Below are 23,206 nucleotides of genomic sequence, written 5' to 3' on the forward strand. Positions count from 1 at the left end.
GCCGTGGGACTTGCTACCCCCTTCCGCCGCTCGGTCCGGTTGAAGTTGCTGGCCATCGCGCTGCTGCCGATGCTGGTGCTGCTGCCGATCCTGCTGGGCGCGACGGTGATGCGATGGGCCGGCAAGACCGATGACCTGCTGATCGTCAAGGCCAATGGCGACCTGACCATTGCGCATGAATATCTGGGCCACCTGATCGCCAGTTCCGGCGAGCGCCTGGCCACGGTCTCGGAATCCGCGGCCTTTCAGACCGCGCTGGAAGCCGGTCAGGTCGAACCGCTGATCGACCGCGAACGTGCGGCGCTTGGTCTCGATTTTCTCTATATCGCGCTGGCGGGCGAGCCAGAGGCGCAAGGCTGGCCGGTGATCGCCGCCGCGCTGCAGGGCCGCGTCGACAGTGCCATCGACCTCTTCGATGTCGAGACGCTGACACGGATTTCACCGCTGCTGGCCGAACGCGCCCGGATTGCCATCGTGCCGACCCGCGCCGCCGTGCCGTCGGATCGCAAGGCCGAGGATCGCGGGCTGGTCGTCCATGCCGCCGCCCCCCTGACCCTGCCCGATGGCCGCCCTGCCGCGCTGGTCGGAGGGGTGCTGCTCAATCGCAATCTCGGCTTCATCGATACGATCAACAATCTGGTCTACAGCGCCGCCAGCCTGCCCGAAGGCAGCCAGGGCACGGCGACGCTGTTTCTGGACGATGTGCGCATTTCCACCAATGTCCGCATGTTCGGCGACCAGCGCGCGCTTGGCACCCGCGTTTCCGCCGAGGTCCGCAAGCATGTGCTCGACGAGGGCCGGGTCTGGCTCGCCCGTGCCTTCGTGGTGAATGACTGGTATGTCTCGGGCTACGAGCCGATCACCGACAGCTTCGGCAATCGCGTGGGGATGCTCTATGCCGGGTTCCTCGAAACTCCGTTCCGGCAGGACCGGCTGTGGTCGATCATCGGCGCGGCGCTGCTGTTCCTGGCCATCGCCGCCCTCTCGGTGCCGCTATTCCTAACCTGGGCCGGGCGCATCTTCCGCCCGCTGGAGCAGATGACCCGGACCATGGCCGAGGTCGAGGCCGGTGATCTGGCGGCCCGGAACGGCAGCCCCAAGGGCGAGGACGAGATCGCGCAGGTGGCCAGCCATCTCGACACCCTGCTGGACCAAGTGCAGGAGCGTGACCGCTCGCTGAGAGCTTGGGCCGCGACGCTGGAGGACAAGGTCGAGGACCGCACCCGCGACCTGCGCGAGGCCAAGGAGGCGCTGGAACAGGCGACGCAGCAACTGGTCATGTCGGAAAAGCTGGCCGCCGTGGGCGAGATCACCGCCAGCGTCGCGCATGAGATCAACAACCCGGTGGCGGTGATCCAGGGCAACCTCGACGTGGCGCGGACGCTGCTGGGCGAGAAGTCGACCGAGGTCCGCACCGAGTTCGACCTGATTGACGACCAGCTTTACCGCATCTCGACCATGGTCTCGAAACTGCTGCAATTCGCCCGACCCGGCGAGTTTTCCGGCGCCGAGAACCTGCTGAGCCCGGGCGAGGTGATCAACGATTGCCTCGTCCTCGTCCGCCACGTCATCGATAGCGCCGGCATCCGGCTGGAGCTGCGCGACGAGGCACAGGGAAGGATCCGCATCGACCAGACGGAATTGCAGCAGGTGATCGTGAACCTGATCGTCAACGCGGCCCATGCCATGCCCGGGGGCGGACGGCTGGAGATCACAACGACGGACCGTCCCCATGACGGCGTGGCGGGTGTCGAGATCACCATCAGCGACAGCGGCCACGGCATGGATGCCGCCACACTCGAAATGATCTTCCACCCCTTCTTCACCACCAAGCGCGCAAGCGGCACTGGGCTTGGCCTGTCGATCAGCCAATCCCTCGTCACCCGCGCCGGCGGCTTCATCACCGCAGAGAGCCGCGTCGGCGAAGGGTCGCGCTTCCGCATCTGGCTGCCGGAGGCGGTGCAGGCGTGAGGGAATTAAAGAAACAGCGGCCCCTTGCGGGGGCCGCTGTCTGTGGCTGTCTTAGCTTCTGCGCTTGCAAAGCGGTGTCCGTGATCCTGCCTTAGAGGTCCAGAACGTTGATGGTGACCTCGGCGGGGGTGTAATTCCCCATGTCGTCGGCAGCCCAATAGACGAAGCTGTCGGTTCCGGTGAAGTCATGGTTCGGCCGGTAGATCAGCGATCCGTCCGCCTGCTGGAACACATCGCCATGTTCGGGATCGGTGAAGCCATCAACCTCGAGCGCCCGGCCCTCGGGGTCGCGGTCATTGGCCAGGAGGTTCAGCCGGACATCTTGGTTCATCTCGACCCGCACCCGGTCATTCGCGGCCGTCGCAGCGGCGTTGCTGGCCTCATAGCGACCGTGGTTCTCGGCCCCCCAGCTGCGAAGCTGGCTGTCCGAGATATCCAGATAGACCTTGTAGCTGAACTTCATCAGCTCGCCCGTTGCACGATCCGCAATTAAATCGGGGATCAGCGCGATCTTGCGACCATCCGCGGTGGTGTAGTAGCCGGTTGAATCCAGCAGATCCGGCACATCCCAACGATAGATGGTCTGCATATCCCCGGCATTCTGCCGGCTGACCGAGCCGATCGAGTCGGTCTTGGTCCCGAGCAGGGTCAGGTTCTCATCAGCGCGCAGCGTCACCTCGGGCTGAACGAAGCGCAGACGGTCGGTCACCAGCGTATCCGAATCGAGGATCGTGTGGCGCGCCGAATTGTAGCCGACATAGGATTGGCGCACGTCGTTCATGTCGACATCGATCAGGATAAATCCTACGCCCCGGTCAGTCTGGGCGTAGGTATAGCTGAAGGGCATGTCGATGCCGGTGGCAAAACCGGACAGCGTCGCACCATTCATGACCATATCGAAGGCGTTGGTACCCAGACGTATGCCCGCATCCGCAGTGAAGAACCCCCCGGTCTCGGTCCCGACCAGATCGAAATCCTTCAGGGTGTAATGTGAGGTATAGCTGATATCGGCGCCCTGCTTGGTTTCCCAGTTTAGGAAGCCGTCCAGCACAGTACGCACATCACTGCCCTGTTCGGCACCTGCCTTGACCACGATCAGTCCGACATCGGTGCCGAAAGCCTCGTTGTCGCGGAAACCCTGGATAGGCGGAACATCCGGGGTGACATTGTCCTTGCCATAGGCAATCTCGGGATGATCGAGGGTCGAACCTGTGGGGTTCGCATCCGCCGAACGGTGCATCCAGACATAGCCGTGGGTCGTATTGACCGCAACATTCTCCGCAGCCTCGACCAGACGCCCCGCAAAGAAGAACCCGTCACCTGTGCGACCATTGTCATGCCGGGGCAAATCGCTCTGGTTCTTCACAGACCATTCACCCCAGCCCACCCCTTCCGAGCGGATGGCCATGTTGCCCTGCCAGATCCCCGTCTCGTCACCATCCTCGGCTGCAAACGCTGCGCCGAACACGTCAAAGGCCACGTTGTCGATGAAATTGGCATTCGAGGAATGATGCACGAAGCCCCAGCCCGGCGAACCCGAAACGGCATTGCCGACCGCCATGGCAGGATTGTCGAGATCCTCAACTCCAGTCTTGTGAAAATGCAGCGAATAGCGGCCCTGGATATTGCTCTCGGGCGTAACCGAAGACAGGTCGTCCACGTTCCAGGCCGGGCGCGACTTGTCGGTGCGGCCAAGATCGTCAAACGCGGCATAGCGCACGTCGACATTATCGCTGTGCATGAACATCACGTGACCGCGCTGGTTCACCGCCGTTGCCTCGCCGTCCTCGCTGGCGATGGTGACGTTGCGGGTCATGTTCGCGACGTAGGCCGCAAGGTCCGCACGCGGGGTATCGTGGTTGTAGCGCAGCGGCTCGTCGATGGTGATTCGATTGCCGTTGATGGCGGTGATCGTCACCTCTTCGTCCTGGCTCTCGTGATAGACAACGTCGCGCAGGTCATTGTCCCAGGCCCAGCCCTGCTTGTGCGTACCCGAGACGACGATGGTGTCCCCCACGCGCCAGCCGTCGGGCGTTTCGGCCAGGGTGATCACCTGCTGGCCGGCCATCGGTGCCGAGGCAACCTTGACGAAGGCCTCTTTCTCGGCGCCGTGGATCTCGACCTCGCCATGCGAGATCACCCCGCGCGACAGCAGCCTCGGATCCCAAGAGGTATCGATATCGCCATTATTGGCAATCAGGATCTCGGTCCGCACATCGGCTTCGACGGGCTGACCCTCGGTACCGATCTCCAGCCGGCCCATGGGTGACACGACCAGCGTATCCACGACCATGCGCGTGTCGGTATCGGTGGCAAAGCTCAACTCGCCATCGACCCGCACGGTGAACAGTGAGACGTTGCTTTCACCGTTATAGGTGACCGAAATGCCGTCCGGGATCAGGACCTTGGCATCCGCACCCGGGATGCGTCCCTGATACCAGGTGCTCGCGTCGAACCAGTCGCCGTCGCTGATGGCAATATGCGTGGCCTCGGCGCGCGGGACAAGCCGCAGCAGAGCCTGATGATCGGCCGCCATGCCGGCATCATCGCTATGGGCATGGGCTTCCGGCAGGCTTTTCACTGCCCGCACGAAGGCCTCGACCTCGGCGGGCGTCATCGGCGGCGTTACGCCGCCACCCGTTTCACCGCCATGCTCGCCGCCGTGTTCCCCGCCCGTTTCGCCACCAGTCTCACCACCAGTCTCACCACCAGTCTCACCACCAGTCTCACCACCAGTTTCACCGCCGGTCTCGCCGCCGTGTTCTCCGCCATGCTCTCCACCGGTCTCGCCGCCAGTTTCACCGCCGGTCTCGCCGCCAGTTTCACCGCCGGTCTCGCCGCCAGTTTCACCGCCGGTCTCGCCACCAGTTTCACCGCCGGTTTCGCCGCCGTGTTCTCCGCCATGCTCTCCACCGGTCTCGCCACCCGTCTCGCCGCCGTGCTCTCCACCAGTTTCGCCGCCAGTCTCACCGCCGGTTTCTCCACCATGGTCGCCACCGTGAATGTGGCTCAGATTATCGGCGTCGATGACCTCGATCCGGTTGTTGCTGTCGGGGCCTCGCCATTCGAGCGCCAAGCTCTGGGTTCCGGCAGCCTCGAAATAACGTACTTCGATCGTGTGGTTGCCGGCAGACAAATCCAGCCGCACGATCTGCCGCGTGGTCCAGTGCAGACCGTCATGATCGATCACCCGCTTGCCATCGATATAGAGCGCCGAGCCATCATCCGAGGTCAGATAGAAAGTATAGGTGCCGCCGGTCCGGATGTTCAGGTTGCCCTCATAGATCGCGGCGAACCGGTCTCTGGGGCCACCGGTCCAGAACGGCCCGTCATGCCGGCGATAGTTCAGCGAATCGACCATGCCGGTTGCCGTCGGGACGGCATCAAAATCGATCTCATCAAGGCTCACAAAGGTCCAGGGAAGCGCGTAATAGCGGGCACTCAATCCGGCCATTCTTGTTCCGCTGTGCGTTCCCGCCGCCGTTCCCGCGCCCATGTCCTGTTGGTTCATTTTTCGTCTCTCTCAGATGGACGACTTCAGTGGCGGCGCCACGGAATGTCGCGTTGTGCTTCGATACGCAAGACCGTCACGATCTACCACCTGCCGCCGGGGATATCCTCCCCGATGCGACACGATCATGACGGGCAACATCAATTTCACTGATCCAGATCGCCTGTTTCAGTTTCCGGGCCACCATATAGGGTTCGGAGCCTAATGCAGGGCCAAAATCACGACTCCCTGAATGAGATGCGAAAAGCCAAAGCGGATGCCACTATTTGGGCAAGATGGCGCTTAGGGCTGGTGAAGGATCGCGCAGGCTTTTGCCTATCTTTACGCTCTCAATGCAGTCGGGTCAGGCAAGCCGAGCAAAGCAAGGGTGACGCGGGGATCCGCGCTTCCGCTGCCGGAGAATCACGGAGGTGTTTCATTTAATTAAGAAGTTTCCAAGGTTTACCCGCATATTTCTCGCCTCGGTTATACAGTCAATATCTAAAACAGCTACAGGTTGATAAACTCTATTTGCTTAGCCTTGAATTTAGAGCCGCTCCGGACTGAGGCCGTTCCGATTAGGGCAGAGCTCCCCGTCAGGCACGGGTTCGCGAGGCCGGCACAGAGCCTCGAACCCTCCTCACAGGTCCTGCCCCCCCCGCCGCCTCCCCTCGCGGAACACCGCCCGCGCCGACCGGGCGGACTTTCCATGCCGGGCCATCTGGCCTATCACTCGGGCAAAGCAGGATTCAGGACAGGCCGATGCGCTACGAATATACCGTTATCCCCGCGCCCGCCCGCGGCGACAAGGCCAAGGGCGCCAAGACCCCGGTCGACCGTTTCGCGCTGTCGCTGACGGCCGAGCTGAACCGCATGGCGGCCGAGGGCTGGGATTATGTCCGCGCCGAGACCCTGCCCACCGAGGAACGCAGCGGGCTGACCGGGCGCTCGACCCTTTACCACAATGTTCTGGTTTTCCGTCGCCCGGTTGCCGCGCTGGAAACTGCCGCCGCGCCGCTGGCTGCCAGCCAGCCCCAGCCGGAATATCCGGTCAGCGCCACGCCCGCCCGTGCGCCCGAAAAGGCGCCCGAGCCGCCCCGTGCCGCGGCCCCGCAACCCATCGATCACACATCAGCCGCCGAGACGCCGGCAACGCCGCCGGCGCCCCGCGTCACCCCGGCAGGCAGCTAGGCTCAGGCGGCTTTCGCCGCCAGCACCGGGCGGAAGGGCTCGATCTTAAGCCCCTCGCCCTCGAAGGTGCAGAAGCTGCCCTGCGGCACCTCCTGCCAGTCGCCTTCGTCCGTCTCCAGCGGTTCCGAGACCACCGCGCGGCCCTGCCGCGTGACCGACCAGCGGTGGAACAGCGTCGGCGCCTGGTCGTCGCTGGCATGGCGGATGGCGTAAAGCCGCTGTCCGTCCGAGAACGCCGCCGTCAGCCGCACATGCGGTGCCTCGCCGCGCCGGATCGCCAGATCGGCAAGCCGCGCCGTCGCCCGCTCTATCGCGCCCTTCGGGTCGGCTTCCAGCCCCTCGCCAAGCGCGATCAGGAACAGCGCCTCGCTGTCCGTCGCGCCCTTGCGATGGGGGTAATAGGCATCGGGGATCAGCAATTCGGCGTCGCGGCGATAGGTATCATAGCCACCGAACTGGCCGTTATGCATGAAGCTGAACTGCCCCACCGCGAAGGGATGGCAATTGTTGCGGCTGGTGGCGGTGCCGGTCGAGGCGCGGACATGAGCCATGAACAGACCCGATCGCACCTGCGCCACGAGACTGCGCAGGTTGGGATCGGACCAGGCCGGCATCACGTCGCGGTAGAGCCCCGGCTCGGGCCGCTCGCCGTACCAGGCAAGGCCGAAACCGTCGGCATTGACCGGCGTGTGGCAATGCATTGCGCCCTGGCTTTGCCGGATCAGCGAATGCGCCGGCCGGCTGACGATATCTTCCAGAAAGATCGGCTGGCCCAGATAGGCGGCCCAACGACACATGCCCTGCCCCTTCGCGTTTCTGCTTTTGTCACAGAACTACCACGAAAGTCTTAGCAAATCACCTCATTCCGCAGGCGGCGGGGTTTCCTCGACGATCACAAGATCGCGCTCGGACGCGCCGCGGGCATGTTCCAGCGCCGCCTGGTAGTCGGCGCTTTCATAGCAGGCGACCGCCGCCTCGTAGCTGGGGAAACGGGCGACGACATTGCGCGCCCGGTCATTGCCTTCAAGCTGCTTGTAGCGGCCACCGCGGGCCAGAAACACCCCGCCATGCGCGGCGATCGCCGGGCCGGCCAGTTTCGCATATCGGCCATAGGCCTCGGCATCGGTCACATGGACATGGGCAATCCAGAGCGCGCTCATGCGGTTTCTCCAATCAGTTTTTCCACCTCGGCAATCGCCGCATCGGCCGCCGCAAGGCTGGGGGCACCACCCTGCGCACGGTCGGGCCGGCCACCGCCGCCCTTGCCGCCAAGCGCCGCCGTCGCCGCCTGCACCAGCGACACCGCGCTGATCCGGGCGGTCAGGTCATTGGTCACGCCCGCCGCCACCGTGGCCTTGCCATCGGCCTCGGCCAGAACCAGCACCGCACCGCTGCCCAGCTGCGATTTCATCTCGTCGACCAGCGCACCCAGTTCCTTGCCGCCAACGCCCTCGACCTTTCGGCCGATGAACTTGACGCCGCCTATCTCCTTGGCCTCGGACCCGCCACCGCCGCCCATGGCCAGCTGGCGTTTCAGCTGCGCCACCTCGTTGGCCAGCGCCTTGCGCTCGTCGGACAGCGCCCGAACCTTGTTCACCACATCGCCCGACTGCGCCTTGAGGATACTGGCGACCTCGGACAATTCGCCATCGACCCGGCGCAGCTCGGCCATCGCCGCCTGCCCGGTCAGCGCCTCGATCCGGCGGATGCCGGCGGCCGAGGCGGTTTCGGTAGTCAGCGCGAACATGCCGATATCGCCGGTGCGCGCGACATGGGTGCCGCCGCAAAGCTCCAGCGAATAGGTCTGCCCGTCCGTGCCCTTGCCGGAACCCGCCTGGCGGCCCATCGAGACCACCCGCACCTCGTCACCATATTTCTCGCCAAACAGCGCCTGCGCGCCGATGGCGCGGGCATCGTCCGGGGTCATGATCCGGGTCTCGACCGGGGTGTTCTGGCGGATATATTCGTTCACCTCGGTCTCGACCTGCGCGATCTCCTCGGGCGTCAGCGCCTTGTTATGGCTGAAGTCGAAGCGCAGCCGGTCATGGGCATTCAGGCTGCCCCGCTGCGCGACATGATCGCCTAGCGCGCGGCGCAGCGCCTCGTGCAAGAGGTGCGTGGCCGAATGGTTGGCGCGGATATTGCCACGCCGGGCATGATCGACCGACAGCTGCGCCGCCTGCCCGCGCGAGATCTCGCCAAGCGTCACCTCGGCCACGTGGACAAAGACGCCAGCGACCTTCTTGGTATCGGTGACCCGGGCGCTGCCGGTCTCGGTCTTGATCAGCCCGGTATCGCCGACCTGTCCGCCGCTTTCGGCGTAGAAGGGCGACTGGTTCACCACGATCTGCACCGCATCGCCGGCCTTGGCGTTCTCGACCGCCGCGCCATCGGCGACCAGCGTCTGGATCTGGCCCTCGGCCTCCTCGGTGTCATAGCCGAGGAATTCGGTGACACCGTTCTTCTCGGCCAGATCGTACCAGATGGCGGCGTCCTTGGTCTCGCCGGTGCCGGCCCATGCCGCGCGGGCCTTGGCCTTCTGCTCGGCCATCGCCGTGTCGAACCCGGCCACATCCACCGCCCGGCCCTGCTCGCGCAGCGCGTCCTGCGTCAGGTCCAGCGGGAAGCCATAGGTGTCATACAGCTTGAAGGCCGCCTCGCCGGGCAGGTTCGCCCCGTCAGGCAGCTTCGACAGCTCGTCGTCCAGCAGCCGCAGCCCACGATCCAGCGTCTGACGGAAGCGGCTTTCCTCGCTGCGAAGCGTTTCCTCGATCATCGGCTGCGCCCGGCCGAGTTCCGGATAGGCCGCGCCCATCTGGCGGACCAGCGCCGGCACCAGCTTGTACATCACCGGGTCCTGCGCGCCCAGCATGTGGATGTGGCGCATCGCCCGGCGCATGATCCGGCGGAGCACATAGCCGCGGCCCTCATTCGAGGGCATCACCCCGTCGGCAATGAGGAAGCTGGTCGAGCGCAGGTGATCGGCGATCACCCGGTGATGCACCTTGCCCGGCCCGTCGGGGTCGCTGCTGGTGGCATTGGCCGAAGCCTCGATCAGCGAACGCATCAGGTCGGTGTCGTAATTGTCATGCTTGCCCTGCAGCAGCGCGCCGATCCGCTCCAGCCCCATGCCGGTATCGATCGATTGCGCCGCCAGATCGCGCATCGAGCCGTCCTCGAACTGCTCGAACTGCATGAAGACGAGGTTCCAGATCTCGATGAAGCGGTCGCCATCCTCGTCCGCCGAACCCGGAGGGCCGCCCCAGATCTTGTCGCCGTGGTCGTAGAAGATCTCGGTGCAGGGGCCGCAGGGACCTGTCGGACCCATGCGCCAGAAATTGTCGTCGGTCGGGATGCGGATGATCCGGTCATCGGTCAGGCCCGCGACCTTCTTCCAGATCGTCGCCGCCTCGTCATCGGTGTGATAGACCGTGACCAGCAGCTTGTCCTTGGGGATGCCGAAATCCTTGGTCAGCAATTCCCAGGCAAAGGGAATGGCGCTTTCCTTGAAGTAATCACCGAAGCTGAAATTCCCCAGCATCTCGAAGAAGGTGTGATGCCGCGCGGTATAGCCGACATTGTCGAGGTCATTGTGCTTGCCGCCCGCGCGCACGCATTTCTGCGCCGTGGTCGCGCGCTTGTAGTCGCGGGTCTCGACCCCGGTGAACAGGTTCTTGAACTGCACCATGCCGGAATTGGCGAACATCAGCGTCGGGTCGTTCCGCGGCACCAGCGGGCTGCTGTCGACGACCTGGTGGCCGTTCTTCTCGTAGAAGTTCAGGAAGGTGGAACGGATGTCGTTCAGGCTGGGCATGGCAAATCCTCACGTCGGCGAGGCTGACAGTTACCGCCGCAACGCCGGTGCGTAAAGGCGATTCAGCGCGGCCATGCCCAGCCTTTTGGCTCACTCGGGGGCTGCGAGCGCCGCGGTGATGGCGTCAAACATCACCAGCGGGTCCAGCGGCTCTTTCCCCAGCGGTTCGGGCTGGGCAGCGGTCACGGCGATCACCACGCGCTCGGTCGGGTTGATATAGATGTTCTGGCCCTGGATGCCGATGGCGAGATAGGCCTTGTCGGCGATGGACTCCTCGGTCCAGCCCGGCCACCACATCAGCCCGTATTCGACCGTGTCGCCGCCGGTCAGCGTCACCGGCAGGCCGGCACTGTCAGTCCAGCCATCGGGCAGGATCGAGGCACCATCGATCACCCCACCATCGAGGAAGAACTGCCCGAACCGGGCGAAATCGCGCAAAGTGGCCGACAGGCCGCTGCCGCCGATCTCGTTGCCATCGGCGCTGTCCAGCCACCATTCGGCATCGGCCTCCATGCCATAGGGCTGCCAGATCTTCTCCTCGAGGTAATCCGCCAGCTTCTTGCCCGTTGCGCCGACGACGATCTCGCTGGCGACCGAGGTTTCACCGGTGGAATAGTTGTGAACTGCGCCCGGCTCATGCGCCTGCGGCAGCGCCGCCATGACCTGCATCAGCCCGCCCGGTTCCTGCGCGATCTGCGCCGCCAACAGCGCGCGCCGGTCGCTTTCGGGGTCGGTATAGGTCTCGTCCCATTCCACCCCCGAGGACATCTGCAGGATCTGCTCCACCGTCACGCCCTCATAGGCGCTGCCCTTCAGCGCCGGCACGTAATCGGTGACCAGCGCATCCATCCCCGAGATGCTGCCATCCTTGATCGCCGCGCCGATCAGGGTCGAAGTCACCGATTTCGCCAGCGACATCGACATCCAGCGCGTGTCCGGCCCGTTGCCGCGCTGATAGATCTCATAGGCGACCTTGCCGTCCTTCAACACGATCATCCCGGTTACGCTGTCCAGCGCCAGGAAATCGTCCATGTCCCAGGTTTTCTCGTCGACCGTCACCGTCACCGGGCCAAGCGGCGTCGCTGCCGGTTCCAGCGGGTGCGGGTTGTCCGAGGCCGCAACCGTCCGCGTCGGGAACAGCCGGTCGATGTTGCGGAAGGTGCTGACGGCCAGATCAGGCACCAGATCCCCGTCATAGATCTGTTCGACCGTGCCGATCTCTTCATCCGCGTGGCGATAGGCGCCCTGCGCCAGTGCCGGAGCCGCGATCAGCGCGCCAAGCGCCGTGGTGATGACCAAGCGTTTCATTCTCTCTCTCCCTGTGAACGGGACGAGCTTGCACGCTCTGCAGCTCGAGGCCAAGCCCCGGAGAGGGATTGGAAAAGGCCGTAGGGTACGGGAACAAGCCCTCACCACATCAAAACGCCGCCGCATCGCTGCGACGGCGTTCTTGTTCCCAGGGTCAGGCCGGATCAGTCGTCGGCCAGAACATCCTCGTCGCTTTCGCCGGTGGCGCCGAAATCAAGCCCGTGGCTGGCGCGGATCTTGTCCTCGATGGCAAAGGCGGTGTCGGGATTGTCGCGCAGGAACTGCTTGGCATTCTCGCGACCCTGGCCGATGCGCTCGTCGCCATAGGAATACCACGAGCCCGATTTCTCGACCACGCCGGCCTTGACGCCCAGATCGATCAGCTCGCCGACCTTGCTGATGCCCTCGCCATACATGATGTCGAATTCCACCTGCCGGAAGGGCGGCGCCACCTTGTTCTTCACCACCTTGACCTTGGTGGTGTTGCCCACCACCTCGTCGCGGTCCTTGACCGAGCCGGTGCGGCGGATGTCGAGACGCACCGAGGCATAGAATTTCAGCGCATTGCCGCCGGTCGTGGTTTCGGGGCTGCCGAACATGACGCCGATCTTCATGCGGATCTGGTTGATGAAGATGACCATGCAATTGCTGCGGCCGATCGAGGCGGTCAGCTTGCGCATCGCCTGGCTCATCAGCCGGGCCTGCGAGCCCATCTGCATGTCGCCCATGTCGCCCTCGATCTCGGCCTTGGGCGTCAGCGCCGCGACCGAGTCAACCACCACCATGCTGACCGCGCCCGAGCGCACCAGCGTATCGACGATCTCCAGCGCCTGCTCGCCCGTGTCGGGCTGCGAGATCAGCAGTTCGTCGAGGTTCACGCCCAGTTTCTTCGCATATTGCGGGTCCAGCGCGTGCTCGGCATCGACGAAGGCGCAGATGCCGCCCTTCTTCTGTTCCTCGGCCACGCAATGCAGCGTCAGCGTGGTCTTGCCCGAGCTTTCCGGCCCGAAAATTTCAATGATCCGGCCCTTGGGCAAGCCGCCGATCCCCAGCGCGATGTCCAGCCCCAGCGAGCCGGTCGAGGTCGCCTCGATCTCGGCCACCGGGCTGTCCTTGCCCAGCTTCATGATCGAACCCTTGCCGAATTGCCGTTCGATCTGCGCCAGGGCGCTGTCCAGCGCCTTCTGCTTGTCCGCGCTGCGTTTGTCGTTCATGTCGAGAATGCTCGCCGTCGCCATCTTGTCCTCGCCCGTTATTTCACAGCCCCGTTCGGGGGGCAATCTGCCTCGGTCTCGCGGGATGTTCACCCCTTGTTCCTGCGTTTCTGCGGCAAAAGGAACGCCAACGCAAGCCCAATCTGCACCATGCGACGCCTGACCGCGCCATGCTGGCACGGGACTGCCTAAGAAACGGTTTACACCGGCCGGCCCGCCCGATATTTCCGCCGGGCTTTCGACAGACCGGAACGGGACGACACGAACATGCTGATCTTCTGGCAACAGCGACTGGTCTTCCTGGCGACACCCAAGGCCGGCTCCTCGGCGGTCGAGGCCGCGCTGGAACCGCTCGCCGCCGTCTCGGTGCAGCGCCCGGCCGAGCTGAAGCATGTCGACATCGCCGATTTCCGCAGCCATGTGCAGCCCTGGCTGGAAGCGACCTCCGGCGGCCCGTTCACCACCGTTGCGCTGATGCGCGAGCCGGTCGAATGGCTGCGCAGCTGGTACCGTTTCAAGCTGCGCGACGACCATGACGACCCCGAGCATCCGATGGCCGGTATCCGCTTCGCCGATTTCGCCAAGGCATATGCCACGCCCGGCGGCCCCGACCGTCTCGCCATCGAGGGTCAGGCGCGCTTTCTGACCGGCGGTGGCCAGCCGGTGGACCGGATCTTCCGCTATGAGGAGATTGACCGTTTCGTCGAGTTTCTCGAGGATCAGCTAGATTGCGCCATCAGCCTGCCGCGGGTGAACGTACCGCCCTCGGTCGATGTCGATCTGACCGCCGACGAGGAACAGGCGCTGCGCGCGGCCATGGACGCGGAAATCGCGCTCTACCGCACGCTCTGACGCGCGACCGATCTAGCCCGCGAGGTGCCGCCCGACGGTCTCGGTCAGTTCGACCAGCGAGAAGGGCTTGGCCAGGAAGACCGAGTTCGGCACCGGGCTCTGCCCCTCGGCAAAGATGTCCTCGGTATAACCCGAGATGAAGACCACCCGGGTCTTGGGCCGGTCGCGCAGCGCGCTGCGCACCCAGCTTGGCCCGTCCATGCCGGGCATGACCACGTCGGTCACGAAGACATCGACGACCAGTTCAGGGTCGGCCAGCAAGTCCAGCGCCGCCTCGGCATGTTCGGCCTCGAGCACCTTGTAGCCCTTCAGCCGCAGCGCGCGGGCGGCGAAGGCACGCACCGGCGCCTCGTCCTCGACCAGTAGCACCGTCGCCCGGTGCGCATCAGCGAAGGTCGGCGCCGGGGCTGCGACCCGCGGCGCAGCCTTCGCCGCCGATGCCTTGTGTGCCGGAAAATACAGTGTGAAAACAGTGCCTTTCCCGACAGTGCTGTCACAGAAGATGAACCCGCCGGTCTGCTTGACGATGCCGTAGACGGTCGAAAGGCCCAGCCCGGTGCCCTCGCCGGTCCGCTTGGTGGTGAAGAAGGGCTCGAAGATCTTGGTCAGATGCTCGGGGGCGATGCCGCTGCCCTCGTCGCGCAGTTCGACCAGCACATAGGCGCCCTTGGACAGCACCGCCCGGTCGCGCTCCAGCGGGGCCTCCAGCCGGATGTTGCGGGTGCGGATGGTGATGTCGCCGCCCTTGGGCATGGCGTCACGGGCGTTAACCACCAGGTTCATGATCACCTGTTCCAGCTGCCGCTTGTCGGCACGGATCGGCAGAAGCTGCGGGTCGTGCAGGATGTTCAAGGCCACCCGCTCGCCCACCAGCCGGTTCAACAGGTGGGTCAGGTCGGCCAGCGTGTCGCGCAGGTCAAGGATCTCGGGCTTCATCGTCTGCTTGCGCGAGAAGGCCAGCAACTGGCTGACCAGCGCGGCGGCGCGGTTGGCGTTCTGGCTGATCTGGTCGAGATCGGCGTAATCCGCATCGGCCTTGTCATGTCGCATCATCAACAGGTCGCAATGACCGCTGATCGCCGTCAGCAGGTTGTTGAAGTCATGCGCCACCCCGCCGGCCAATTGGCCGATAGCCTGCATCTTCTGGCTCTGGACGAATTGCGCCTCGAGCGTCTTCAGCGCGCTGGCATCGGTCAAGACCGCGACCAGCCCGGCCTCGTCCGAGGGGTCGCGGGCCAGCGAAACCTGGAAATGCCGGTCGCCGCCATCGCTGCGCAGGCGCAGCATCTCGGCCCGTGGCTCGGCGCGACCCGATTCGACATCCGCGAGCCAGTCGCCGACCGGCCGGCCCGGCCCGTCGAGGATGGTGCCGAGGTGGGCGTCGACCGGGTTCTGTCCCAGAAGCCGCCGGGCGGCGGGGTTCACCCGCCGGATCAGCCCGCCCGAGGACAGGCGCAGAAGCGCCACCGGCAGCGCGTCGAATTCGTCTTCCGGCTCGTCCTCGGGGTCCTCGTCGCCGGCCATGTCCTCTGCCCCGATCTCCTCGGCCCCGTGATAGGACCAGATCTGCAGCGGCGCATCGGCGGCGCGGCCAAGTGCCAGCACGTCGCCGCCCGGCAGTTCGGTCTCGGCAAAGCCCGACTGGTCGGCACGCGCCAGCAGCGCCGCGATCAGGTCTTCGGCATCGGCGCGGATATGGCACATCCAGGACAGGATGTTCTGACCGACGATATCGCCGAACCCGTCGATCGAGGCCGAATTCTGGAACAGCACCAGCCCGTCGGAATCACTGATCCAGATCGGCTCGGGCGCGGCCACCACCTCGGACTTGATCGCGGCCAGCGCGCGCCGCCCGCTGATCCCGCGCAGCGCATGGATCAGCGAGATCGCCCCGCCCAGCAGATACCAGGCCACCGCCATCGTCGCAAAAACCACCGCCGCCATGCCGCTGGTGCTGCCGGGAAAGATCAGCAGCAAGGCCGAACCGATCACCGCCGGCAGCATCAGCGCCGGCAGCAGGGCGATGGCATTCCGTGGCAGGCCAAGAATCCGGTCCAATCGAGTCATGAGTCCTCCTTCGAACTGGCCCTGCCCAGAAATCTTCTGCCGGTGATTGGTTAAGATCGCGTTAATCTGTGACTTGCGGTCGGCAAGGATCATTCCTGTCTCTGGAAGAGGGCAAGGAAAAACCCGTCGCTGGCCGCGAGCGGCGTCCAGCGCTGCTGGGCTGCCTGCGCGAAGTTCGGGTGACGGTCCAGGAAAGCGCGGACCTGATCGCCGTTCTCGGCGTCAAACAGCGAGCAGGTCATGTAAGCCAGATGCCCGCCGGGCCGCACCAGCCCCGCCACCTGGTCGATGATCCCGGCCTGAACGTCCTGAAGCCGTGCCAGGTCAGCGGGCTGCAGCCGCCATTTAGCATCCGGCGTGCGCCGCCATGTGCCCGAGCCCGAACAGGGCACATCGGCGATGACCAGGTCATAGGGGCCCTGCGGCCGGGTCTCGCTGCGGATCTTGATGCCCGCCCGCGCGGCCCGCGCCGGCAGGTCGGCCATGCGGCCCGGATCGGCGTCATGCGCGTCGATCGTGACGCGCGCACGGGCGCCCACGGCCAGAGCCTTGCCGCCGCCGCCGGCACAGAAATCCAGCACCCGCTGGCCATCGGCCAAAGGCAGCGCGGCGCAGGCCAGTTGCGGCGACAGGTCCTGCAATTCAATGAGCCCGTCCAGATAGGCCCGCGCGTTGTTGATCCGACGTTCGCCCCCGGTGACACGCAGGGCAGTCGTCAGGCGGTCATCCGCCTCGGCCTCGATCCCGTCCCCGGCGAGCGCTGCCAGCGCAGAGGCCGCATCGGCCTTGCGGGCATTGACCCTCAGCCAGACCGGCGCGCGATCGGCCATCGCCGCCGCCACCGGCCCCGCGTCATCGCCAAGTGCCTCGGCCCAGAGAGGTTGCACCCAATCCGGCAGATTCATCGCCTGCGTCGCATCCGGCGCATGGCCCGCCGCACGCTCCTCGGGCGAGAGGGTCGCGGGCGCATGGCCTTCGCCGGTAAAGATTGCGTCCGGGTCCTCGCCCCGGCTGCGCGCCCGGCCCAGCATCAGCCCGCGACCCGTCAAGGCGCCGCCGAGTGCCGCGAGGCTGTCGCGCTGGCGCAGCGCGTCAAAGACCAGGTCGCGCACCCCGGCCCGGTCGCCCGAGCCGGCAAAGCGGCTCGCCCGCGACCAGCGCAGCAACGACTGTTCCGCCGGCGCGCCGGCCAGAATCTCGTCCAGAATAGCGATCGCCGCCGCGACCCGGGCCTGCGGCGTCATGCCCGGCCTCCCGGGATTACTGAAATCATCGCGTTCATGGCCCGAGTCCTAGACCATGCCGCCGGGCTTGGCGAGTGGCCGCCCGGCGACCAGTCCTCGCTCAGCCCGCCGCTTGCTGCGCCTTCGCCACCCGCCGCGCCGCGTGCAGCAGCGGCTCGGTATAGCCCGAGGGCTGGCTGGTCCCCTGCAGGATCAGGTCGCGCGCGGCGTTGAACGCCACGCCATCGAACCCCGGCGCCATGTTGCGATAGGCCGGATCGCCGGCATTCTGTTCATCCACCTTGGGCGCCATGCGACGCAGCGCCGCATCGATATCCTCGATGGTGCACAGCCCGTGCAGCACCCAGTTGGCCAGATGCTGGGCCGAGATGCGCAGCGTGGCGCGGTCTTCCATCAGCGCCACGTCATGGATGTCGGGCACCTTGGAACAGCCGACGCCCTGATCGACCCAACGGACGACGTAACCGAGGATCGACTGGCAGGAATTGTCCAGCTCGCGCCGAACCTCCTCGTCCGACAGGTTGCGCCCCTGCAGCAGCGGCGGGGTCAACAGCGCATCCAGCGAGGCCGGCGCGCGGTCGGCCAGCCCCTCCTGCACCTCGGCCACATCGACACGGTGGTAATGGGTGGCGTGCAGCGTCGCGGCGGTGGGCGACGGCACCCATGCGGTATTGGCACCGGCGCGGGGATGGGCGATCTTTTCCTTCAGCATGTCGGCCATGTCATCGGGCTTGGCCCACATGCCCTTGCCGATCTGCCCGCGCCCGGCCATGCCGGCGGCCAGCCCGGTATCGACATTGCCATCCTCATAGGCCTTGAGCCAGGGCTGACCCTTCATCTCGTCCTTCGGCACCATCGGCCCGGCCTGCATCGAGGTGTGGATCTCGTCGCCGGTGCGGTCGAGGAAGCCGGTATTGATGAAGACGCAGCGATCCTTCACCGCCGCGATCGAGGCCACGAGATTGGCCGAGGTGCGACGTTCCTCGTCCATCACCCCCAGTTTCACGGTATTCTTGGGCAGGCCCAGCATCGCCTCGACCCGGCCATAGAGCTTGTCGGCAAAGGCCGCCTCTTCCGGCCCGTGCATCTTGGGTTTCACCACATAGACCGATCCCTTGCGCGAATTCTTCGCTCCATCGGTCTTCTTCAGGTCGTGCATGGCGGCAGCGACGGTGACGACCGCATCCATGATCCCCTCGGGCGTGTCCTGCCCGTTGAGCCGCACCGCATCGGTCAGCATCAGATGGCCGACATTCCTGACCAAGAGCAGCGCCCGGCCCGGATGGGTGACGGGATGGCCCTGCGGGTCGAGATAGCTGATATCCGGATTCAGGCGGCGGGTCATGGTCTTACCGCCCTTCTCGAAGCTCTCGGCCAGATCGCCCCGCATCAGCCCCAGCCAGTTCGCGTAGACGGTGACCTTGTCCTCGGCATCGACGGCGGCGACCGAATCCTCGCAATCCTGAATCGCGGTCAGCGCGCTTTCGAGGATCATGTCCGAGATGCCCGCCGGATCGGTCTTGCCGATGGTGCTGCCCGGATTGATGACCAGCCGGATCAAGAGGCCGTTCACCCGCAGCAGGATATCGCCGCCCTCGGTCGAGCCGGCAAATTGCAGCGGATCGGCCAGCGCGCTCGCGCCCTCGGGCAGCGTCAGTTGCAGCGCGCCCCCCGCGACGTTGAGCCCGGTCACATCGGCCCAGCTGCCGCTTTCCAGCGGCACCACCTCGTCCAGATGCGCCTTGGCCCGGGCGATCACCTTGGCGCCGCGGGCGGCGTCGAACCCTTTGCCCTCGGGCGCGCCGGGAATCGCGTCGGTGCCGTAAAGCGCGTCGTAGAAGCTGCCCCAGCGGGCATTGGCGGCGTTGAGCGCGAAGCGCGCATTCATCACCGGCACCACCAGCTGCGGGCCGGCGACGCGGGCGATCTCGGGATCGACATTCTCGGTGCCGACGCGGAAGGGCGCGGGCGCCGGGACCAGGTAGCCGATCTCGGTCAGGAAGGCGCGATAACCCGCCGGGTCATGCGGCTTGTCGCGGTTCGCCCGGTGCCAGTCGTCGATCTGTGCCTGCAGCGCCTCGCGCTTGTTGAGCAGCGCGGCGTTTTCCGGCATCAGGTCATGCAGGATGGCGGCATAGCCCGACCAGAAGGCATCGGCCTCGATGCCGGTCAGCACCTGCCCCTCGACCAGTTCGGCAAGGGGGGCGGCGACTTCGAGCCCGTGGCGCGTAACATATTCGGTCATGATCACTCCTGCGTATCGGCGCGAGATGCGGCACGGTTGTACCATGGCCGAACCTGTCCGACCCATCTCCGTATTGGTCCCGATTAACCCTGCTTAACGCGCGTCTCAAGTCCCCAGTATGCCATGGAGTACAATTGACAGATAGCGGACGCCTGTTCCCCCGGCGCGCGGGGCGGGCGATAACGGGTTGCACCTCGACAAGCCTGCGGCGCAACATGCGACCGACCCGAAGGACTGGAAAGACCCGAGCCGCATGGAAGCCGAGCCGCATCTCACACCCGAAGCCCTGCCCGCCGGGATCGATGGCGTGCTCGTGCGCTTTGCCCTGACTCCCGAGCCGCGTGCCATGGCGGCTGCACAGATGCTGGCGGCGGAACTGGACCGTCAAGCCCCGCCGGGCGTCACCGAGATCGCGCCGGGACTGGTCTCGGTCCTCTTGCGCTTTGATCGCGGCACGGTGCAGCGCGCGGCGCTGGCTCAACTGGTACTGACCCGCGCGCGGGCCATCGCCGCCGATCCGCCCGCCCTGCCCGCGCCCGCGCGCCGCTGGACCATCCCGGCGGGTTTCGGCGGCGAACACGGCCCGCAACTGGCCGAGGTCGCCGCCGCCATCGGCGCCAGCGAGGCCGAGGCGGTCGAGCAGGTTTGCGCGGCCGACCTGCGTGTCCTGACCATCGGCTATGCCCCCGGCCAGCCCTACCTGGGCCTTTTGCCCGAGCCGTGGAACCTGCCGCGCATGTCCGCGCTGAACCCGCGCGTGCCCGCCGGCGCCATCGTCGCCGCCGTCCGGCAAGTGGTGATGTTCACCGCCGACTCGGCCACCGGCTGGCGGCAGATCGCGCTGACCGGGTTTCGCGCCTTCGATCCCGCGCGGTCCGAGCCGATGCCGCTGAAGCCCGGCGACGCGGTCCGCTATGCCCCGGTCGCGGCCAGCGAGTTGCCGGCGCTCATCGCCTCGGGCGACGGCCTCGGCGGCGCGCGGCTCGAGGTGCTGGCATGAGCGTGCTGCAGGTCATCCGCGCCGATGGCATCCTGACGGTTCAGGACCTGGGCCGACCCGGCCATATCGGGCAAGGGCTGTCGCGCGGCGGCGCGATGGACCGGCTGGCACTGATCGAGGCGGCAGCGCTTTTGGGCCAGAGCACGGTGCAGGCCGGGATCGAGATGGCCGGCGCGGGCGGCGTCTTTACCGTCGATCAGCCGATGCGCATCGCGCTGACCGGGGCGCCGATGACGGCGACGCTGGACGGAGCACCGCTTGGCTGGCAGGCCAGTCACCGGATCGAGCCGGGTCAAAGCCTGCGCATCAGCGGCGCGCAAAGCGGCGCCTACAGCTACCTGACCCCTGCGGGCGGTCTCACCACGCCGGACTGGCTGGGCAGCCGCGCCGCACATCTGAGCATCGGCATCGGCGCGGTGCTGAAGGCCGGGGCCCGCCTGCCGGTCGGCACTGACCCGGACCCCGAGGCGCCCTCGCGCACCATCGCGGTTGCAAACCGATTTGCAGGCGGAACCGTGCGGATCATCGACGGGCCGCAGACGGCGATCTTTTCCGACGAGGTGCTGGCGGGTTTCGCCACCACCAGCTTCACCCGCGCCGCCCACGGCAACCGCCAGGGCGTGCGGCTCGATGCCGAGGCGCGCTTCACCGCCGGGCAAACCGGCATTGCCTCGGACATGGTCCAGCCGGGCGATCTGCAGATGATCGGCGACGGCGTGCCCTATGTGCTCTTGGCGGAATGCCAGACCATGGGCGGCTACCCCCGCATCGGCACGGTCATCCCGACCGACCTGCCGCTGATCGCCCAGGCCCCGCCCGGCGCGCGCATCCGCTTTCTGCGCGTCGGGTTGGACCAGGCCGACGGGCTTTACCGGAACGAGGCGCAGCTTTTGCGCGAGGCAGCCAGCCGCTGCCGCAATCTGGTGCGCGACCCGGCGCAGATGGCTGATCTGCTCAGCTATCAGCTGGTCGGCGGGGTCACGCGCGGGGATGAACTGGAGGAGATGGAATGCAGGTCGATCTGAATGCCGATATGGGCGAGAGCTTCGGGCCGTGGCGCATGGGCGATGATGCCGCGCTGCTGGAGATCATCACCTCGGCCAATATCGCCTGCGGCTTCCATGCCGGTGATGCCGATGTGATGGCCTCCACCATGCGCCGCGCGGCGGAGAACGGCGTGGGCATCGGCGCGCATCCGGGCTTTGCCGACCTGCAGGGGTTCGGGCGGCGCAGGATCAAGTTGTCAACCGAGGAACTGGGCAATCTCGTCGCCTATCAACTGGGTGCGGCACAGGCGCTGACGCGGCGGGCCGGCGGCAGGGTGCGGCATCTGAAGCTGCATGGCGCGCTGTCGAACATGGCGAGCGAGGATGCGGCGATGGCCCGCGCCTGCTACCGGGCCGCGCTGGCGGTCGATCCCGGGATTATCCTCGTCACCCTGGCCGCGACCCCGATGGAGGCGGTCGCGCGCGAGTTGGGGGCGAGCTATGCCAACGAGATCTTCGCCGACCGCGCCTATAATGACGATGCCACGCTGGTCGATCGCAGTCAGCCCGGCGCCGTGCTGCATGATCCGGCGGTGGCCGGGGCGCGGATGGAAAAGATGATCCGCGCCGGCGGGATCGTCACCGAAAGCGGCAAGGTGATCCCCTGCCGGATCGATACGATCTGTGTCCATGGCGACAATCCCGAGGCCGTGGCGATGGCCCGCGCGGTGCGGGATCACCTGGTCGGCGTAGGGATCGCGGTGACGCAGTTCGCGGGTGAGCGGGGCTGACGGGCAGCGGCTGACCGCCGGGTGGCCGCTGCGGCGGCTGAGCGGAGCATTTTATGGAGCAGACGGCTGTTCGGTGCTGAACCGCACCCGAGCGGCCGCCCGAGGGGGCGGTCGGCCGCTGCCCGGCGGGCTGCGCCAGCGTATCGGGCAGGGTCTTTCCTCGAACCGTTGTTAGTATGAAAGATGCCGGGCACATCCGCCCGGCATTCTCCCTTCTCTCAGCCAAGCCTCAGCCGGCGGCCTTCACCGCCCGCTGTGCCAGCACCCGCGCCAGATGGGCGCGGTATTCCGGCGTGGCATGGATGTCGTTCATCAGCTCATCGGCATCGACACTGGCGCCGTCCAGCGCGCCTGCCGAGAAATCACCGTTCAGCGCCTCCTCGAAGGTCTCGGCGCGGAACACCCCGTCCGAGCCGGCGCCGGTGATCGCCACCCGCACGCCGTCATCGGTCTCGGCCACCAGCACGCCGACCAGCGCGAAGCGCGAGGCGGGTTGCGCGAATTTCTGGTAGGCGGCGCGTTTCGGGCGCGGGAAGCGGACGGCCTTGATGATCTCGCCCTCCTCCAGCGCGGTGGCGAAAAGCCCGACGAAATACTCCTCTGCCGGGATCTCGCGCTGGTTGGTGATGACGGTGCCATTCAGGCCCAGCACGGCGGCGGGGTAATCGGCCGCCGGGTCGTTATTGGCCAGCGAACCGCCGATGGTGCCCATGTTGCGCACGGACGGGTCGCCGATATGGCTGGCGAGAGCGGCCAATGCCGGGATCGCCGCCGCGACCTCGGGGCTGGATGCCACATCGGCATGGATCGTCGCCGCGCCGATGGTCACGCCATCGGCGTCGACGGTGATCCCGGACAGGCCGGGAATGCCGCGCAGGTCCACCAGGTCGGTCGGTGCGGCAAGGCGCTGCTTCATCGTGGCCAGCAGCGTCTGCCCGCCCGAGAGGAACTTGCCATCCTCGGCGGCGGCCAGCGCGGCCACCGCGTCATCGATGCTGGCGGGGCGGTGATACTTGGTCTGATACATCATGAA

16 protein-coding genes are annotated in these 23,206 nt (G+C 66.2%); 6 read left to right on the forward strand and 10 right to left on the reverse strand.

The annotated features are described in order from the left end of the window. Positions 1–3: 3 nt before the first annotated feature. Positions 4–1,971, forward strand: coding sequence for a sensor histidine kinase (locus CX676_RS04880; RefSeq protein WP_332872948.1), 1,968 nt, complete (start codon positions 4–6; stop codon positions 1,969–1,971). 91 nt (positions 1,972–2,062) lie between these two features. Here CX676_RS04880 and CX676_RS04885 read toward each other — a convergent pair whose 3' ends face one another. Beyond that, positions 2,063–5,425 (reverse strand): Ig-like domain-containing protein, encoded by a 3,363-nt coding sequence (locus CX676_RS04885; protein ID WP_198590278.1) that lies wholly within the window; start codon positions 5,423–5,425, stop codon positions 2,063–2,065. Positions 5,426–6,223: 798 nt separating this feature from the next. Here CX676_RS04885 and CX676_RS04890 point away from each other — a divergent pair. Further along, on the forward strand, positions 6,224–6,652 hold the full coding sequence (locus CX676_RS04890; protein ID WP_101751621.1) for a DUF4177 domain-containing protein: 429 nt from the start codon (positions 6,224–6,226) through the stop codon (positions 6,650–6,652). A 2-nt stretch (positions 6,653–6,654) separates the two neighbouring features. Here the strand turns inward: CX676_RS04890 and CX676_RS04895 are convergent, their stop codons facing one another. From CX676_RS04895 to recA, 5 genes are all read right to left on the reverse strand, one after another. Further along, the gene (locus CX676_RS04895; protein WP_101751622.1) at positions 6,655–7,449 is read right to left on the reverse strand and encodes a class II glutamine amidotransferase; all 795 of its coding nucleotides are present in this window, start codon (positions 7,447–7,449) and stop codon (positions 6,655–6,657) included. A gap of 63 nt (positions 7,450–7,512) precedes the next feature. Next, a complete protein-coding gene (locus tag CX676_RS04900; RefSeq protein ID WP_101751623.1) occupies positions 7,513–7,812 on the reverse strand; it encodes a DUF1330 domain-containing protein in 300 nt (99 codons plus the stop codon). Next, the gene (gene alaS, locus CX676_RS04905) at positions 7,809–10,466 is read right to left on the reverse strand and encodes an alanine--tRNA ligase (RefSeq protein ID WP_101751624.1); all 2,658 of its coding nucleotides are present in this window, start codon (positions 10,464–10,466) and stop codon (positions 7,809–7,811) included. Before alaS ends, CX676_RS04900 begins: the two co-directional genes overlap by 4 nt. A 90-nt stretch (positions 10,467–10,556) precedes the next feature. After that, positions 10,557–11,774 (reverse strand): serine hydrolase domain-containing protein, encoded by a 1,218-nt coding sequence (locus CX676_RS04910; RefSeq protein WP_101751625.1) that lies wholly within the window; start codon positions 11,772–11,774, stop codon positions 10,557–10,559. A gap of 164 nt (positions 11,775–11,938) precedes the next feature. Beyond that, positions 11,939–13,012 carry a recombinase RecA gene (gene recA, locus CX676_RS04915; RefSeq protein ID WP_101751626.1) on the reverse strand — a complete coding sequence of 358 codons (1,074 nt, stop codon included), beginning with the start codon at positions 13,010–13,012 and terminating at the stop codon, positions 11,939–11,941. 243 nt (positions 13,013–13,255) lie between these two features. Between recA and CX676_RS04920 the strand changes: the two genes are divergently transcribed. Beyond that, on the forward strand, positions 13,256–13,840 hold the full coding sequence (locus tag CX676_RS04920) for a hypothetical protein (RefSeq protein ID WP_101751627.1): 585 nt from the start codon (positions 13,256–13,258) through the stop codon (positions 13,838–13,840). 12 nt (positions 13,841–13,852) lie between these two features. Here the strand turns inward: CX676_RS04920 and CX676_RS04925 are convergent, their stop codons facing one another. The 3 genes from CX676_RS04925 to CX676_RS04935 form a co-directional block, all read right to left on the reverse strand. Continuing rightward, positions 13,853–15,907, reverse strand: a complete 2,055-nt coding sequence (locus CX676_RS04925; RefSeq protein ID WP_232816585.1) for a hybrid sensor histidine kinase/response regulator — start codon at positions 15,905–15,907, stop codon at positions 13,853–13,855. A gap of 89 nt (positions 15,908–15,996) precedes the next feature. Further along, the gene (locus CX676_RS04930) at positions 15,997–17,151 is read right to left on the reverse strand and encodes an RsmB/NOP family class I SAM-dependent RNA methyltransferase (RefSeq protein WP_101751629.1); all 1,155 of its coding nucleotides are present in this window, start codon (positions 17,149–17,151) and stop codon (positions 15,997–15,999) included. A gap of 100 nt (positions 17,152–17,251) precedes the next feature. Continuing rightward, on the reverse strand, positions 17,252–19,396 hold the full coding sequence (locus CX676_RS04935; protein ID WP_101751630.1) for a malate synthase G: 2,145 nt from the start codon (positions 19,394–19,396) through the stop codon (positions 17,252–17,254). 253 nt (positions 19,397–19,649) lie between these two features. Here CX676_RS04935 and CX676_RS04940 point away from each other — a divergent pair, with 253 nt between their 5' ends. The 3 genes from CX676_RS04940 to CX676_RS04950 are packed head-to-tail and all read left to right on the forward strand — an operon-like array spanning position 19,650 to position 22,173. Next, a complete protein-coding gene (locus CX676_RS04940) occupies positions 19,650–20,396 on the forward strand; it encodes a 5-oxoprolinase subunit B family protein (RefSeq protein WP_101751631.1) in 747 nt (248 codons plus the stop codon). After that, on the forward strand, positions 20,393–21,421 hold the full coding sequence (locus CX676_RS04945) for a 5-oxoprolinase subunit C family protein (protein ID WP_101751632.1): 1,029 nt from the start codon (positions 20,393–20,395) through the stop codon (positions 21,419–21,421). Before CX676_RS04940 ends, CX676_RS04945 begins: the two co-directional genes overlap by 4 nt. Further along, complete coding sequence (locus CX676_RS04950) at positions 21,406–22,173, forward strand: LamB/YcsF family protein (protein ID WP_101751633.1); 768 nt, start codon at positions 21,406–21,408, stop codon at positions 22,171–22,173. Before CX676_RS04945 ends, CX676_RS04950 begins: the two co-directional genes overlap by 16 nt. 229 nt (positions 22,174–22,402) lie before the next feature. Here the strand turns inward: CX676_RS04950 and CX676_RS04955 are convergent, their stop codons facing one another. Then, complete coding sequence (locus tag CX676_RS04955) at positions 22,403–23,203, reverse strand: FAD binding domain-containing protein (protein ID WP_408634477.1); 801 nt, start codon at positions 23,201–23,203, stop codon at positions 22,403–22,405. Positions 23,204–23,206: the final 3 nt, after the last annotated feature.

The organism is Paracoccus zhejiangensis, assembly GCF_002847445.1.
In the GTDB taxonomy this organism is placed as follows: Bacteria; Pseudomonadota; Alphaproteobacteria; order Rhodobacterales; family Rhodobacteraceae; genus Paracoccus; species Paracoccus zhejiangensis.